The 15085-nt window shown below is 72.4% G+C and carries 14 protein-coding genes and 1 tRNA gene; 5 read left to right on the plus strand and 10 right to left on the minus strand.

From position 1 onward, the window contains the following. Positions 1-39: 39 nt before the first annotated feature. Positions 40-111: transfer RNA gene (locus D7147_RS01545), tRNA-Gln, on the minus strand. A gap of 13 nt (positions 112-124) precedes the next feature. Continuing rightward, positions 125-988, minus strand: a complete 864-nt coding sequence (locus D7147_RS01550) for a helix-turn-helix domain-containing protein (RefSeq protein ID WP_120673437.1) — start codon at positions 986-988, stop codon at positions 125-127. Positions 989-1118: 130 nt separating this feature from the next. Here D7147_RS01550 and D7147_RS01555 point away from each other — a divergent pair, with 130 nt between their 5' ends. Then, positions 1119-2075 carry an acyl-CoA desaturase gene (locus D7147_RS01555; protein WP_120673438.1) on the plus strand — a complete coding sequence of 319 codons (957 nt, stop codon included), beginning with the start codon at positions 1119-1121 and terminating at the stop codon, positions 2073-2075. A 226-nt stretch (positions 2076-2301) separates the two neighbouring features. Next, on the plus strand, positions 2302-2991 hold the full coding sequence (locus tag D7147_RS01560) for a TetR/AcrR family transcriptional regulator (protein WP_120673935.1): 690 nt from the start codon (positions 2302-2304) through the stop codon (positions 2989-2991). A gap of 33 nt (positions 2992-3024) precedes the next feature. Here D7147_RS01560 and D7147_RS01565 read toward each other — a convergent pair whose 3' ends face one another. From D7147_RS01565 to D7147_RS01595, 7 genes are all read right to left on the minus strand, one after another. Continuing rightward, on the minus strand, positions 3025-3501 hold the full coding sequence (locus tag D7147_RS01565; RefSeq protein WP_120673439.1) for a DUF4383 domain-containing protein: 477 nt from the start codon (positions 3499-3501) through the stop codon (positions 3025-3027). Between the two features lie 258 nt (positions 3502-3759). After that, positions 3760-4215: a DUF4383 domain-containing protein gene (locus D7147_RS01570; RefSeq protein ID WP_120673440.1), complete on the minus strand. Its 456-nt coding sequence runs from the start codon at positions 4213-4215 to the stop codon at positions 3760-3762. A gap of 137 nt (positions 4216-4352) precedes the next feature. After that, positions 4353-6158, minus strand: coding sequence for an ABC-F family ATP-binding cassette domain-containing protein (locus tag D7147_RS01575; protein ID WP_120673441.1), 1806 nt, complete (start codon positions 6156-6158; stop codon positions 4353-4355). Positions 6159-6286: 128 nt separating this feature from the next. After that, positions 6287-7237 (minus strand): 4-(cytidine 5'-diphospho)-2-C-methyl-D-erythritol kinase, encoded by a 951-nt coding sequence (locus D7147_RS01580; RefSeq protein WP_120673442.1) that lies wholly within the window; start codon positions 7235-7237, stop codon positions 6287-6289. Continuing rightward, on the minus strand, positions 7234-7401 hold the full coding sequence (locus D7147_RS01585) for a Uma2 family endonuclease (protein ID WP_233562862.1): 168 nt from the start codon (positions 7399-7401) through the stop codon (positions 7234-7236). Before D7147_RS01585 ends, D7147_RS01580 begins: the two co-directional genes overlap by 4 nt. 10 nt (positions 7402-7411) lie before the next feature. Beyond that, positions 7412-8281, minus strand: coding sequence for a 16S rRNA (adenine(1518)-N(6)/adenine(1519)-N(6))-dimethyltransferase RsmA (gene rsmA, locus D7147_RS01590; protein ID WP_120673444.1), 870 nt, complete (start codon positions 8279-8281; stop codon positions 7412-7414). A 73-nt stretch (positions 8282-8354) separates the two neighbouring features. Next, complete coding sequence (locus tag D7147_RS01595) at positions 8355-9266, minus strand: TatD family hydrolase (RefSeq protein ID WP_120673445.1); 912 nt, start codon at positions 9264-9266, stop codon at positions 8355-8357. Between the two features lie 194 nt (positions 9267-9460). Between D7147_RS01595 and D7147_RS01600 the strand changes: the two genes are divergently transcribed. Both D7147_RS01600 and D7147_RS01605 read left to right on the plus strand, forming a co-directional pair. After that, positions 9461-10708, plus strand: a complete 1248-nt coding sequence (locus tag D7147_RS01600) for a hypothetical protein (RefSeq protein WP_120673446.1) — start codon at positions 9461-9463, stop codon at positions 10706-10708. Positions 10709-10834: 126 nt separating this feature from the next. Then, on the plus strand, positions 10835-11686 hold the full coding sequence (locus D7147_RS01605; protein ID WP_120673447.1) for an alpha/beta fold hydrolase: 852 nt from the start codon (positions 10835-10837) through the stop codon (positions 11684-11686). Positions 11687-11833: 147 nt separating this feature from the next. Here D7147_RS01605 and metG read toward each other — a convergent pair whose 3' ends face one another. Next, positions 11834-13636, minus strand: a complete 1803-nt coding sequence (gene metG / locus D7147_RS01610) for a methionine--tRNA ligase (protein WP_120673448.1) — start codon at positions 13634-13636, stop codon at positions 11834-11836. A 170-nt stretch (positions 13637-13806) separates the two neighbouring features. Here metG and D7147_RS32835 point away from each other — a divergent pair, with 170 nt between their 5' ends. Beyond that, on the plus strand, positions 13807-15048 hold the full coding sequence (locus D7147_RS32835) for a hypothetical protein (RefSeq protein ID WP_233562863.1): 1242 nt from the start codon (positions 13807-13809) through the stop codon (positions 15046-15048). Positions 15049-15085 lie beyond the last annotated feature (37 nt).

Genomic DNA, 15085 nt, shown 5'->3' on the forward strand with positions numbered 1-15085 from the left:
TTGGCGCGGCCACGGCGAATGCGCCATGACCTGCGTGAGCTGGGGTGCCTGGATTCGAACCAGGAGCTCAAGGCTCCAAAGGCCTGCGGGTTGCCGTTACCCCACACCCCAATGAATGTCAAGCCTAACGGTCCACATTTTCGAGGCCCGCGCCGCCTGATTTCCGGAACAGCTCGGAGATCATACCTTCGATCCGCCAATAGAGCTCGCGACTGCGCGGCACATTGATCACGAGGCAGCCGTGATAGTCGGCCCCGGTGTTCTGGCGGGGAGTGCCCGGCTTGTGCGTCTTCAATGTCGGCCGGCGGAATCGATCGATCGGCAGGGCGAGTCGCGCCGCCCACCAACCGGTCGCGGCGTCGGCGTCGGCGGTCTCGTGGATGCTCACCCGATACGTCGGCACCGATCGGTCGACGCCACAGGTCGACAGGAAGAGCAGGAAGACCGCGAGCAGGCCGGGATCACTGTTGATGAGCTGCAGGTGATCGTCGCGTCGCCACGGCTTCGACTTGGTCCCCTCGCACCAGTAGATCGCCGCACCGAGGAGCAGGATGTCGCGATCGTCGATCCGGCCGACGGCCGCGACGGCCGCCGTGTGCTGGTCGGCGCGGGCGGCGTCGCGAGCCGCCCGGTGCGCCGCCCAGCGAGCCTCCGACATCGACTTCGCGTGGCTCTTCCGACGCGCCCGGACCGCATCGTCCCCCGCGGCGAGTGGCACGTCCCGGACCCACTGGGACGCCGTCGACTTCGCGATCCCGGTACGTGCGGCGATCTCCGACAGCGAGCAACCACTCGCCCGTAGCTCGATCGCTCGCGCTCGCAGTTGGTCCTTGGCGTTCGGTCGACGGGTCCAGGCCGGGGGCGGCACGCCGCGCAGCAGCTCGTAGACCCGATCACGACCCAGACCCGTGCGAGCCCGGATCTCGCGCACCGAGAGCTGTTCGACGGCGCGGAGTCGGCGCACCTCTGCCGCGAGCGGATCCGTCATGGGTCGACGCTAGGGGGGCGGTACGACAAAGCCTCTCGCGAACTTCCCCGTGCGATCTACGGTTGCGTAAGTTACGGTGACGTAGGCGTAGCTTGCGTTGTTCCCCTACTCCCCACTGCTGCGAGGTGCCATGTCGACCACCCTGCTCGAACCGAAAGCATCCGGACCGAAGCCACTCACCCAGGGCGTGCAGTCACCTGGCATTCTCGTCGCGCTCTGGCTCTTCGTGGTGATCCCGTTCGGGGCCCTCGTCGCCGCCGTGCCGGTCGCCTGGGGTGGCTGGCTGAGCTGGACCGACGTGGGCATCGCGGCGTTCTGGTACGTGATCTCCGGGCTCGGCGTGACGGTCGGCTACCACCGCTACTTCACTCACGGCTCCTTCAAGGCACGGCGCGGCCTGCGCGTCGCGCTGGCGGTCAGCGGCTCACTCTCGGTGCAGGGCGAGATCATCCAGTGGGTGGCCGACCACCGTCGTCACCACGCCTTCTCCGATCTGGAGGGTGACCCGCACTCCCCGTGGCGGTTCGGCGAGAGCGTCTGGGGTCTGACCCGTGGCCTCTTCCACGCGCACCTCGGCTGGATGTTCAGCCGGGAGCTGTCCAACCGGGAACGGTTCGCGCCGGACCTGATCGCCGACCGCGACATCAGGCGGGTCGACCAGCTCTTCCCGCTGCTGGTGGCGATCTCGATCCTCGGCCCGGCACTGATGGGCGGCCTGCTGACCTGGTCGTGGCAGGGCGCGCTGACCGCGCTCTTCTGGGCCGGGCTGGTCCGCATCGCGCTGCTGCACCACGTCACCTGGGCGATCAACTCGGTCTGCCACGTCTACGGCGAGCGGCCCTTCGCGATGCGGCAGGGCGACCGGGCGGCGAACTTCTGGCCGCTGGCGATCCTCTCCTTCGGCGAGAGCTGGCACAACCTGCACCACGCCGACCCGACGTGCGCGCGGCACGGCGTACTGCGCGGTCAGGTGGACATCTCGGCCCGGGTCATCTGGTTCCTGGAGAAGTCCGGAGCGGCGTACGACGTGCGCTGGCCGAAGCCGGAGCGCCTCGCGGCGAAGATGGTGTCACCGTCGGCGGGATGATCCGGGGAATGGACTCGACGGTTACCTGGCAGTATGGCCCGGTGACCGAACCAAGCGGGGGGAATGCCGCGCGGCACGGCGTCAGGGGGGCCGGGCACGCGGCGGGTACGGTCGGACGGCGCTCGTGCGCCTTCCGGCCGTACGCCAGTGAGGCGGCGGAGTGAGCGGGTACAGCGGAGGCACCATCCCACGGCAGGGCGTCACCGAGCGCCGGCGAGGTGACGAGATGGCGGATGTCTTGGGCAGCGAAGGTGGCACGAGCCGGCGAAGGTCGGCGGGCACGGCTGGCGGCAAGCCCTCCTCCCGGGTCCGCATGTCGGCGGCCCAGCGCCGGGAACAGCTGATCGCGATCGGACGGCAGCTCTTCGCCGAGCGCGGTTTCGACGCGACCTCCGTGGAGGAGGTGGCGGCGCGGGCGAAGGTGTCGAAGCCGGTGGTCTACGAGCACTTCGGCGGCAAGGAGGGGCTCTACGCGGTGGTGGTGGACCGGGAGGTCCGGGCTCTGCTGGACCGGATCACCACGGCGTTGACCGCGGGCCACCCGAGGGAGCTGCTGGAGCAGGCGGCGATGGCGCTGCTCAGCTACATCGAGGAGGAGACGAGCGGCTTCCGGGTGCTGGTCCGCGAGTCGCCGTTGATGGCGGCGACGGGCAACTTCAGCAGCGTGCTCAACGACGTGGCGCATCAGGTCGAACACATCCTGGGTGCCGAGTACAAGAGCCGGGGGTACGACCCGAAGCTGGCCGAGCTCTATTCGCAGGCGCTCGTCGGGATGGTGGCGTTGACCGGTCGCTGGTGGCTGGAGGTCCGTAAGCCGCGCAAGGAGACGGTCGCCGCGCACCTGGTGAACCTGGCCTGGAACGGGTTGTCGCACCTGGAGTCGAAGCCGACCCTCATCTCCTCCCGGAAGCGCTGAGCCCGCGCCTCGGGCGGGGGCGGTCGGGTCGGGTCAGGGCGTGTTCGCCTCGGAGATCTGCTTGTCCCGGTGGCGTTGTTCCGCCTCGGCGAGCTCCGGTGGGCCGACCTTGTCGTAGAGGCCGGTGCCGAGCAGCACCAGGCCGAAGAGCATCGACACGATCACTGTCGACATCGAGAAGTTCAGGAAGTTCGCTCCGGTCTGCAGCACCGACATCATGAGGATGCTGGTGACGAGGAAGACGATGCCGGCGGTCAGGTTCATGTAGTGGCCGAGGTTGGTGCGGCGGGAGGCACCGATCAGCAGGAAGGCTCCGAAGATCACCGACGCGATGGAGAACGCGAGGTTGGTGCGGAGGCCGAGCACCCAGTTGCTCTCGCGGGCGAAGAGGAACTGTCCGGCGGTCTGCGCGATTCCCCAGGCGCCGAAGACCAGGATGTAGAGCCCGATGAGCCCGGAGAGGACGCGGTAGATCGGTCGCGCCGGATGGTTCACCGGAAAATGCGCCATGAGCCTCTCCTCCGCCCGAGTTGACCGGTTCCGGAGGATTGTCGCCCGCAGGACGACCGACTGTCCGGCGAACAGACTGGTCTGCCCACAAACACGAAAGGTCCCGCGCATCCGCCAGGAACGGCCGGACGTAGCGGGACCAGGAACGGGTTTCGCCGGAGCCCGACCCGCGGAGGGATCAAGCCTGACCGCCCGGAGCGGGTCGGGCTCCGGCGAAACCAGAAGCGCAAGCAGAGAGGCAGCAGCGCGACCAGAAGATCAGAGCACCAGGCGGGCCTTCTGCCACGCCTCCTGCTCCTCGTCGGTACCGACCTTGCCGTACATGCCGGCGACGAGCAGCACCAGGCTGGCCGCCATGAAGACGATGACGGTCGGGATGTTGAAGTTGAAGAAGTTCGCGTCGGTCCGGATGAAGGCGAGGCCGCCGAGGCTGACGATCATCATCAGGTACGCCAGCCACTGGTCGATCACCACGTCGATGTTGCGGCCGAGCGCGGTACCGGCCAGCACGATCAGCCCGAGCACGATGCTGACCAGCGAGAACCCGAGGTTCGTGCCCTGGCCGAGGACCTGGGTGCCGTCCTGGGCGAAGAGCTCGTCGCCGGCGCTCGTGATCACGCCGAGCGCACCGAAGACCACCAGGTACAGACCGGTCAGCCCGCCGATCGCCCGGTAGATCGGCCGCGCGGGGTGGTTGACGGGGGTATGGGCCATGTCTGAGTCTCCAACGCCGTTCGGGTGAGGGTCGACGACGATTGTCCCGCACGTCGGAGTGTGACGCGGCACACGGGGGCCCACCTGGGGTGGCGGCCACCGGCCGGGCCGCCACCGTCGATGGCGGAGCGGCCGGTTCAGTCGGCGGGCAGCTCCTCGGCGAGCGCCAGCCAGGTCTCCTCGGTCCGCTCCCGCTCGGCCCGCAGGTCCTTGAGCTGGCCGTCCAGCTCGGCGACCTTCGCGTAGTCGGTGGCGTGCTCGGCGAGCTGGTCGAGCAGCGCCGCCTCGCGCTGCTCGAGCTTCCCGATCTGGCGTTCCAGCCGGGTCAGCTCCTTGCGCGCCTGGCGCACCTCGGCGGCGGAGAGCCCGGTGCGGGCCGGAGCCTCCGCCGCGGTGGCGGGCACCGCCTCGGCGCGGGTGGAGCCGGGGCGGCCGGCGGAGCGAGCAAGGTACTCGTCCACGCCGCCGGGCAGGTGCACCAGCCGTCCGTCGCCCAGCATGCCGTAGACGACGTCGGTGACCCGCTCGATGAGGTAACGGTCGTGGCTGGCCACGATCAACGTTCCCGGCCAGGAGTCGAGCAGGTCCTCCAGCCCGGCGAGGGTGTCGGTGTCGAGGTCGTTGGTGGGCTCGTCGAAGAGGAGCACGTTCGGCTCACCGGCGAGCAGGCGGAGCATCTGCAGTCGACGGCGTTCGCCACCGGAGAGGTCGCTGACCGGCGTCCAGAGCCGCCGGTCGTCGAAGCCGAAGATCTCGGCGAGCTGGGCGGCGGAGATCTCCCGATCACCGAGCTGCACGCGCCGGGCGACCTCCTCGACGGCCTCCAGCACGCGCAGCTGCCCGGGCAGCTCGGCCAGCTCCTGGGAGAGGAAGGCCGGTCGGACGGTGGAGCCGGTGACGAACCGGCCGCCGTCGGGGCGGGTGACACCGGCGAGCATCCGCAGCAGGGTGGTCTTGCCGGCCCCGTTGGCGCCGAGGATGGCCACCCGGTCGCCCGGGCCCACCTGCCAGGTGGTGTCGCGCAGGATCTCCTTCGGGCCGGCCTTGAGGTTGACCTGCTCCAGGTCGTACACCTGCTTGCCGAGCCGCGCGGTGGCGAGCCGTTGCAGCGACATGGTGTCGCGCGGCGGCGGTACGTCGGCGATCAGCGCGTTGGCCGCGTCGATCCGGAACCGCGGCTTCGAGGTCCGGGCCGGCGGGCCGCGACGCAGCCAGGCGATCTCCTTGCGGAGCAGGTTCTGCCGGCGGGCCTCGGTGGCCGCGGCGACCCGCTCCCGCTCGGCGCGGGCGAGGGTCCAGGCGGCGAAGCCGCCGTCGTAGGAGCGGACGGTCTGGTCGGCGACCTCCCAGGTGGTGGTGCAGACGGCGTCGAGGAACCAGCGGTCGTGGGTGACGACGACGAGGGCGCCCTTGCGGCCGAGCAGGTGCCGGGCCAGCCAGTCGACGCCGCCGACGTCGAGGTGGTTGGTGGGCTCGTCGAGGATCAGCAGGTCGGAGTCCCGGACCAGCAGCGCGGCGAGGGCCACCCGGCGGCGCTCGCCGCCGGACATCGGGCCGACCGGCTGGTCGAGGCCGAGGTGGGGCATGCCGAGGCCGTCGAGGATGGTTCGTACTCCGGCGTCGCCGGCCCACTCGTGCTCGGCGCCCATGCTCTCGGCGAGCCACTCGGTGCCGAGCACCACGTCCCGGACGGTGGCCTCGGGGGCGAGGGTGAGGTTCTGCGGCAGCCAGGCGACCCGCAGGTCGCGGCGGTGGGTGACGCGGCCGTCGTCCGGTTCCTCGCCGCGGGTGAGCAGCCGGAGCAGCGTGGACTTGCCGGCGCCGTTGAGGCCCACCACGCCGATCCGGTCGGCGTCGTCCAGGCCGAGGGAGACTTCGGTGAGCAGCGGCCCGGCGGCCCCGTAGCCCTTGGACACCCGGTCCAGGTTGACGATGTTGGCCACGACCTACCTTTCATGATCAAGGCGTCCGGTGCCGGCGGGCACGGGACGCCTGGCCCTCCAGCGTACGCGGCGCTCGGGGCGCGGCAGGCTCCCCGGCGGCCCGACGGGTCTCGGGGTGGTGGCGGGCGTCAGACGATCCGCGCGCCGGCTACCGGGCCGTGGGCCACCCGGACCTCACGGCACACCTCGGCCGCGGTGAGTTCGGCGGCGATCCGCTCGGCTCGCGCGCCGTTCTCGGCGAGGAAGACGCAGGTCGGTCCGGATCCCGAGACGAGGCCGGCGAGCGCACCGGCCGCCTCGCCCGCCTTGAGCGTCTCGGCGAGGGCGGGGCGCATGGCGAGGGCGGCGTCCTGCAGGTCGTTGCCGAGCGTCGCGGCGAGCACCCGCGGGTCCCGCTGGCGCAGCGCGGCGAGCAGCGCGTCGGTGGCGCCGAGCGGCGGGCCGGCGGTGCCGGCCTCGCGGAGCCGGTCCAGTTCCCGGTAGGCGGCCGGAGTGGAGAGACCGCCGTCCGCGATGGCGACGACCCAGTACCAGGAGGTCGGGCGGGCCAGCACCGGGCTGACCGCCTCGCCGCGCCCGGTGCCCAGCGCCGTGCCGCCGTGGATCAGGAACGGCACGTCCGAACCGAGGTCGGCGGCGATCCCGGCCAGCTCGTCACGGGTGAGCCCGGTGCCCCAGAGTGCGTCGCAGGCCACGAGGGTGGCCGCCGCGTCGGCGCTGCCGCCGGCCAGACCGCCGGCGAGGGGGATCTGCTTGCGCAGGTGCAGCCGGGCGTGCGGGAGCACGCCCGCGTACCCGGCGAGCGCGTGGGCGGCCCGCATCACCAGGTTGGAGTCGTCCAGGGCCAGCTCGCCGGTGCCCTCGCCCTCCATGGTGAGGGTGAGGGTGTCGCCGCGGCGGGCGGTCAGCTCGTCGTAGATGGAGATCGCGTGGTAGACGGTGTTCAGCTCGTGGTAGCCGTCGCGGCGCAACGGGCCCACGCCCAGGTGCAGGTTGACCTTGGCGGGCACCCGGACTTTCACCGGGCCCATGGCCCCGCGCCGCTCGTCCTCGCCGTCCGGTCGCCAGGCCTCGGTCACGGGGCGATGTCCCGCAGGCTCGGACGGATGTCGAACGGCTTCTCCACGATCAGCTCCTCGGCAGCGTCGGCGACCGGCTGGTACCGGCCGTCGACCAGGTCGTACGCGTAGACGTGCAACGGATCCTGCTCGATCCTCGAGTGGTGCGGCAGGCCGGCGGGCACGGCGCCCAGCCTACTGCCCGGCGCCTGCGGCGGCCGGAGCCGACGCGGCGATGGCGGCGAACTGCTCGACGGTGAGCGCCTCGCCCCGCGCCCCGGGATCGACGCCCGCGGCGGTGAGCGCGGCGGCGGCCCGGTCGGCGCCGCCGGCCCAGCCCGCGAGGGCGGCGCGCAGGGTCTTGCGCCGCTGGGCGAAGGCCGCGTCGACCACGGCGAAGACCCGTTCGCGGGTCACGTCGGCCCGGGGCGGTTCGCGCCGGGTGAAGCCGACCAGGCCGGAGTCGACGTTCGGCACGGGCCAGAAGACGTTCGGCGGGACCCGACCGGCCGCCCGGGCCCGCGCGTACCAGGCGAGTTTGACCGACGGGATGCCGTACACCTTGGAGCCGGGGCCGGCGACCAACCGGTCGGCGACCTCCTTCTGCACCATCACCAGGCCGTGCCGCAGCCCGGGCAGCTCGGCGAGCAGGTGCAGCACCACGGGCACGGCGACGTTGTAGGGCAGGTTCGCCACCAGCGCGGTGGGGGCCGGGTCGCCGAGGTCGGCGGCGGTGACACGCAGCGCGTCCGCGTGGTGCACGGTGAGCCGGGCGGCGTCCGCTCCGGCATGCCGGGCGGCGGTCTCCGGTAGCGCGCCGGCCAGCACCGGGTCGATCTCGACGACGTGTACGTGCGCGGCGACCGGGAGCAGGGCCAGGGTGAGCGAGCCGAGCCCGGGGCCGACCTCCAGCGCCACGTCGTCGGGCGCGAGCCCGGCGGTGCTGACGATCTTCCGCACGGTGTTCGGATCGTGCACGAAGTTCTGCCCGAGCTTCTTCGTCGGGGCGACACCGAGCCGGGCGGCCAGGTCCCGGATCTCCGCCGGGCCGAGGAGACCGCTCATGGGCAGCAGCGTAGGGGGCGCGGCCGGGCGCTCCGGAAGCACCCCGGGTCGCAGCTCTGCTCCGGCACGGAGCTCACCACGGGCCGAAGACCCGGTCGCCGGTGGCGGAGATCGCGGCGCAGAGCTCGTCCAGGTCGGCGCCGGTCGACGCGGCGAGCGCCCGGACGGTCAGCGGGATGAGGTACGACGCGTTCGGGCGGCCGCGGTGCGGCGTGGGGGTGAGGTACGGGGCGTCGGTCTCCACGAGGATCTGGTCGAGTGGGGTCGACGCGGCGGCCTCGCGCAGCGCCGCGGCACTGGCGAAGGTGACCGTCCCGGCGAAGCTGAGGAGGTAGCCGCGGCGTACGCACTCCTCGGCGAACTCGGCGTCGCCGGAGAAGCAGTGCAGCACCACGGTCTCCGGCGCTCCCTCGTCGTCGAGGATGCGCAGCACGTCGGAGTGCGCGTCCCGGTCGTGGATGACGAGCGCCTTGCCGTACCGCTTGGCGATGGCGATGTGCGCCCGGAAGCTCTCCTCTTGGGCGGCGCGCCCCTCGTCGCCGGTGCGGAAGAAGTCCATTCCGGTCTCGCCGACGCCCCGGACCCGGTCGTGGGCGGCGAGCGCCTCGATCTCGCGCAGCGCCTCGTCCAGGTCGGGGAGGCGGGGGGCGTCGTTGGGGTGCAGCGCCACGGTCGCCACCACCGCCGGATACCGCTGCGCGGTCTCCACCCCCCAGCGGGAGGAGGGAACGTCCACTCCGACCTGCACCAGACGGTCCACCCCGACCCGGTTGGCCACCTCGATGGCCGTTCCGATCGGGTCGTCGGAGGGGCCGCCACCGGGAACACCCGCCTCACTGACCGTTATGTCCAGATGAGTGTGGCTGTCAAGCACCGGACGGGGCAGCGGTTGCGGGGCAGGCGGGAACTCTCCGGCCCGGCGGGCGGCACGGGCGCTGCGGGACTCGCTTGCGTCGATCGGCTGTTCGGTTGGCTGGCTCATCACCCAAAGGATCACACACCGAGCCGGTCCACCCGCCCGCCACCTGCTGTTCACCTCGATTACCGAGGGCGATTCTACGGTCGCCCGGTGAGCGAGCGGAACGCAGCGAACCACTGGGAACAGCCGCGTGGCGCTCGCGCCGACGCGCAGCGGCGACGCGAGTGGGTAGATCGCGGGTACGACGGCACGGTGATCCGATGAGCGTCGCGCCACAGACCAGCGGCGAGGCCGACGGGCGTACCGGACTGCGGGTCACGTACGGCGGAGGTGTCTACCCCGCGGAGGAGATCGCCCGGGGCGCGGCGTACGAGTTGTTCAGCGCCGACGAGGTGCCGGGGTTCGAGTGGGCGCCCCGACCCGGCACGGCCCTGCCCTGGCGCCGGTTCGTACACGTCACCGAGGTGGCCGCGGTGCACGGCGGGAACGAGCCGCCGGAGGAGCCGGAGCCGGCGCTCATGATGCCGGCGCACCGGGAGCGGGGCTGGGCGTACGTGCACCAGCTCAGTCAGCGGCCGGACGCCGCCGGCGACCCGGTGCTCGGCGTGGTGCGCGGGTCGGCGACCCTCCGGCGGGGCACCCGGATGGTGAAGATGCTCTCCGCCCGGCAGCTCGCCGGGTACGTGCGCGGGTGGCTACCGCACGGCTTCTGCTACCGGGAACACGACGTGGCGCACCTGCGCACGCCCGCCACGGCGTCACTGCTGCGCACCGACGGCGACGCGGACCGGGACGGGGTGGAGGTGGCGTACGCGCTGCGCTGGCGGGCCTCCGACCCGGGCGACTACGACGTCCCGGTGGGCGAGGCGCACCGCGGGCTGACCACGCTGCCGCCACGGGACCGGCTGGGTCCTCCGGTGCTCGGCACCGGTTTCGTGCCCAGCAACAGCCAGCTGATCCCCGAGTTCGTCACCCGGGACTTCGCCGACCTGCCGATGCCGGCGAACGCCAGCCTGCTCGCCTACCCGACGGAGGGCGTCGAGGTGGTGTTGTACACCTACCAGGCGGAGCAGCGCGGCTGGCTGCGGATGGTCGGGCCACAGTGGCGGCACCTGCTCGCCGCGGTGCCGGGGATCTCCCCCGACCAGGAGTACCTGCCCGTCGGTGAGGCTCCCCGCTCCACCCACCTGGTCGGGGCGTACGGCGGGAACGAGTACGAGGCCGTCGCCGACCTGCCCGGCGGGTTCCGGGTGCTGGCGATGACCCGGGCGGCCCGCTACCCGGTCGAGGCGGCGGCCCGCCGACTGCGGATCGGTCAGTGGCGGGGCGTGCCCTGCGTCGTGCTGCGGGAGGAGGCGGGCTGGCTGCGGCTGCGCCTGCGCCGGCCGGATCCGGACGCGGTGGCCACCACCGGGGCACAGTGCCACGACCGGGGCGTGTACGAGGTCTGGGCACCGGGCCCGGAGGTGACGGACGTCCAGGTGGTGGACTTCCCGTACCACCTCTGAAGGGGACGAACGGGCGCACGGCCGGGCACGACGCCGGGCAGGGCGAGGCGGGCGGGGCATACCGGCGGAACGGACGGGAATGCGCCGGGCGAGGAGAGAACCCGAGCCCGACTTCAGGAGAAGAGCATGCCGTTCATCACCGTGGGTACGGAGAACTCCGCGCCCATCGATCTGTACTACGAGGACCACGGCTCCGGCCAGCCGATCGTGCTGGTCCACGGCTTCCCGTTCAACGGGGCGACCTGGGAGAAACAGACCCTTCCACTGCTGAACGCCGGATACCGGGTGATCACCTACGACCGGCGCGGCTTCGGCAGCTCGGCGCAGCCGACCATGGGGTACGACTACGACACCTTCGCCGCCGACCTCGACGTCCTGCTCTCCGAGCTGGACCTGCGCGACGTGATCCTGGTCGGCCACTCGATGGGCACCGGCGAGGTGACCCGCTACCTCGGCGCGTACGGCTCGCAGCGGGTGAACCGGGCGATCATGCTGGCCCCGCTGGCGCCGTTCCTGGTGCAGAGCCCCGACGACCCGCAGGGCGTCGAGAAGAGCAAGTTCGACGGCTTCCAGCAGGCGATCCTGCAGGACCGGTTCGCCTTCCTCACCCAGTTCTGCAACAACTTCTTCAACTGGGACGAGAACAAGGGGAAGCTGGTCAGCGAGGATGCGTACCGGGCGCACTGGGAGATCGGCGCGCGGGCGTCGGCCAAGGGCACCTACGACTCCGTGGACGCCTGGCTGACCGACTTCCGGGGCGACCTGCCGCAGATCGACGTTCCGGTGTTGATCGTGCAGGGCGACAAGGACAACGTGCTGCCGTACGCGGTCACCGGCCAGCGGTTGCAGCCGATGCTCGCGGGCAGCCAGCTGGTCACCCTGAAGGGCGCGCCGCACGGCATCCCGTGGACGAACGCCGACGAGGTCAACAAGGCGATCATGGACTTCATCGGCGCGCCGGCGATGAGCCGCGCCTGACGTCCTCCGCGGCCCGCGCCCGGTGCGGGGCGCGAGCCGGACACGATCGGCCCGCCAGGCCGGTCGGTTGGGGTGCGGCCCGGGGATGCCCCGGGCCGCACCGCCGTGTCCGGACCGGGCCCGCCGCCGGTGCGGTGGGCTCGGTCGTCAGGCGCCGAGCCGGGCCAGCTCCTCGTCGACGATGGACGGGTCGAGCTTGCGGAAGACCGGCTTCGGCGCCGCGAGGGGCCGCCCCACCGTCAGCGCTACGGACTCCCAGCGCGTGCCCTGCGTGTAGTCGCCGGTGAGCACCGGGTACGCCGGCCCGCCGTCGAGGTCCTCCACCTCGGTGATCTGCGGCATCGGCGCGTGCACGCCGGTGCCGCCGAGCAGCTCGTGCACCTTCTGTGCCGAGTGCGGCAGGAACGGGGTGAGCAGCGTGTTGGCGTCGCTGACCACCTGGAGGGCGACGTGCAGGATGGTGCCCATCCGCGGCTTGTCGGCCTCGTCCTTGAGCTTCCACGGGGCCTGGTCGGAGAGGTACTTGTTCGCCTCGGCGACCACCTTCATCGCCTCGCCGATCGCCTGCTTCTGCCGGTGCCGGCCGATCAGGTCCCCGACCACGGCGAAGCCGGCCCGGGCGGTGGCGAGCAGCGCCTCGTCGGCCTCGGTGAGGCCGGCCGGGTCGACCGGCGGGACCGCGCCGAAGTTCTTCGCCGCCATCGAGATGGAGCGGTTGACCAGGTTGCCCCAGCCGGCGACCAGCTCGTCGTTGTTGCGGCGGAGGAACTCCGCCCAGGTGAAGTCGGTGTCGTTGCTCTCCGGGCCGGCGGCCGCGATGAAGTAGCGCAGCGCGTCGGCGTCGTAGCGCTCCAGGAAGTCGCGGACGTAGATGACCACCCGGCGGGACGAGGAGAACTTGCGCCCCTCCATCGTCAGGTACTCGCTGGAGACCACCTCGGTGGGGAGGTTGAGCCGCCCGAGCTCGCCCGGCTCGCCGTCGCGCGCCCCCTCGCCCGAGTAGCCGGCGAGGAGCGCGGGCCAGATCACCGAGTGGAAGACGATGTTGTCCTTGCCCATGAAGTAGTACGTCCGGGCGTCCTTGCCCTCCCCGTCGGTGGACCACCAGCGGCGCCACGCCTCGGGGTCGCCGGAGCGGCGGGCCCACTCGATGGAGGCGGAGAGGTAACCGATGACCGCGTCGAACCAGACGTAGATCCGCTTGTCGGACCGGTCACGCCAGCCGTCGAGCGGGATCGGCACGCCCCACTCGAGGTCCCGGGTGATGGCGCGGGGCTGGAGGTCGTCGAGGAGGTTCTTCGAGAACCGCAGCACGTTGGGGCGCCACCCCTCGCGGGCGTCCAGCCACTGCCGGAGCACGTCCGCGAGGGCGGGCAGGTCCAGGAAGAAGTGCTCGGTCTCGACGAACTCCGGCGTCTCCCCGTTGATCTTCGACTTCGGGTTGATCAGGTCGATGGGGTCGAGCTGGTTGCCGCAGTTGTCGCACTGGTCGCCGCGGGCGCTGTCGTAGCCGCAGATGGGGCAGGTGCCCTCGATGTAGCGGTCGGGCAGCGTCCGGCCGGTGGACGGGGAGATGGCTCCCATCGTGGTCTTCGGGACGATGTAGCCGTTGCGGTACATCCCCTCGAAGAGCTCCTGCACCACCGCGTAGTGGTTGCGGGTGGTGGTGCGGGTGAACAGGTCGTACGAGAGCCCCAGGCCGTGCAGGTCCTCGACGATCACCCGGTTGTAGCGGTCGGCCAGCTCGCGCGGGGTGACCCCCTCGGCGTCGGCCTGCACCTGGATCGGCGTGCCGTGCTCATCCGTGCCGGAGACCATGAGCACGTCGTGACCGGCCATCCGCATGTACCGGCTGAAGACGTCGGAGGGAACGCCGAAACCGGAGACGTGGCCGATGTGGCGCGGGCCGTTGGCGTACGGCCAGGCAACCGCCGCGAGAACGTGACTCATGACCAGCAAGCCTAATGACCCGTGCCGGGCAGCTGCGAACCAATACGGGTGCCCGGCACGTCGTCCGGGTCGGCGGACCGGCCAGACCCCCTCGACCGATGGTCCGATTTGTCGCCGACACGCGCTTTTGCTGCCGGATCGGGGCACCGGACGGGTGTGCAATGAACGTCGTGGCTGGTCGACGAGCGCAGCGCGAACCGGACGAACGCCCTTCGCGGGCGGCGCTCGCCGACGGGCTGGACGTCCCCGCCGGTGACGGCCGGCCCCGGCCGGACGGCGAGGGGGAGATCTCCCCGGACGACGAGGCCCCGGGCGACGGGCCACCGCCACCCCGGCCGGTACGCGGGCCCGGGGTGGCCCCGCAGCCCCGGCCGGTGCCCGGCGACGACGCCACACCGGCGGTCGCCGTCGGGGACGAGCCCCGGTCGTCAGGAGCCGGACCGGCGACGCCGGCCGGGCGCGAGCGGGACCTGCCGCCGCGGACCGGTCCGGTGCCCGCGCCGGCCCGCAGCCGCCGCAGCCGGAGCAGGACCGCCAGGGAGCCGGAGGGAACCGACGGTGGGCCGCCCCCGCAGCCGGCGGGGGAGCGCCCGGGCCGGGCCGCCGCGCCACGACAGGGCGGCGAGTCCGCGCCGGAGCAGGAGGCTGACGGGCCCGAGCCCGCCGTCGCCGTCGAGGCGACGACCGGAGCGCCGGTGGACGCCCTGCCCAGCCGGGTGCCCGTACGTCAGCCGAAGCGCTGGCGCCGCCTGGTTCGCGGCACCGACGGCGACCCGGCGGAGGACGACCCGACGTTCTGGCCACCGATCGAGGAGGTGCACTGGGACGGCACCCCGATCCGGGCGGAGCCGGAGCGCGAACGGGACCGACCGGCTCGGGAGGCCACCCGCCGCCGGCGGCGCTCCCGCCGGAACCATCCGCCCGACCCGCTACCGGGGCTCGCCGCACTGTTGGCGCTGAGCCTGGTCGCGGCGTTCTTCGCCTGGGTGAGCGCCGGGCCGCTCTGGGTCGCGGTGGGTCACGCCACGCGCGGCACGTCGGTGATCACGGAGTGCGCCGGCAGCGGCTTGGCGCAGCGCTGCCGGGGCATCTTCACCGCCGAGGACCGGCGGTTCGTCGCGCACGGAGTGCGGGTCAGCGGGGTACCGGCCGACCGGGCCGAGACGGGTAGGGCGCTGCCGGCCCGGATGACCGGTCCGGACGGTGGGACGGCGTACGCCGACACCGGCGGAGCGACCCAGCACCTGCGCTGGCTGCTCGGCCTGCTGGCGGTGGCGGCCTGCGCCGCCGGGATCGCCCGCTGGACCGGCGCCACCCGGCTGAAGGGGCAGCGGGCCCGGCGCTGGGCGACAGGCGTCGCGTTCGCCGGTCCGGCGCTGATCACGGTCGGCTTCCTGGTGGCGGCCTGGTGACCGGCCCCGCCCTGGACAGCCCGCGCCCGGATCATCG

The organism is Micromonospora musae (genome assembly GCF_003626545.1).
GTDB classification, from domain to species: domain Bacteria; phylum Actinomycetota; class Actinomycetes; order Mycobacteriales; family Micromonosporaceae; genus Micromonospora; species Micromonospora musae.

Bases quoted from the DNA above. Each gene is read 5' to 3' on its own strand.
- D7147_RS01600 (WP_120673446.1), top strand. From the start codon at position 9,461: ATGAGCGTCGCGCCACAGACCAGCGGCGAGGCCGACGGGCGTACCGGA.
- rsmA (WP_120673444.1), bottom strand. From the start codon at position 8,281: ATGAGCGGTCTCCTCGGCCCGGCGGAGATCCGGGACCTGGCCGCCCGG.
- D7147_RS01565 (WP_120673439.1), bottom strand. From the start codon at position 3,501: ATGGCGCATTTTCCGGTGAACCATCCGGCGCGACCGATCTACCGCGTC.
- D7147_RS01555 (WP_120673438.1), top strand. From the start codon at position 1,119: ATGTCGACCACCCTGCTCGAACCGAAAGCATCCGGACCGAAGCCACTC.
- D7147_RS01550 (WP_120673437.1), bottom strand. From the start codon at position 988: ATGACGGATCCGCTCGCGGCAGAGGTGCGCCGACTCCGCGCCGTCGAA.
- metG (WP_120673448.1), bottom strand. From the start codon at position 13,636: ATGAGTCACGTTCTCGCGGCGGTTGCCTGGCCGTACGCCAACGGCCCG.
- D7147_RS01560 (WP_120673935.1), top strand. From the start codon at position 2,302: ATGGCGGATGTCTTGGGCAGCGAAGGTGGCACGAGCCGGCGAAGGTCG.
- D7147_RS01605 (WP_120673447.1), top strand. From the start codon at position 10,835: ATGCCGTTCATCACCGTGGGTACGGAGAACTCCGCGCCCATCGATCTG.
- D7147_RS01570 (WP_120673440.1), bottom strand. From the start codon at position 4,215: ATGGCCCATACCCCCGTCAACCACCCCGCGCGGCCGATCTACCGGGCG.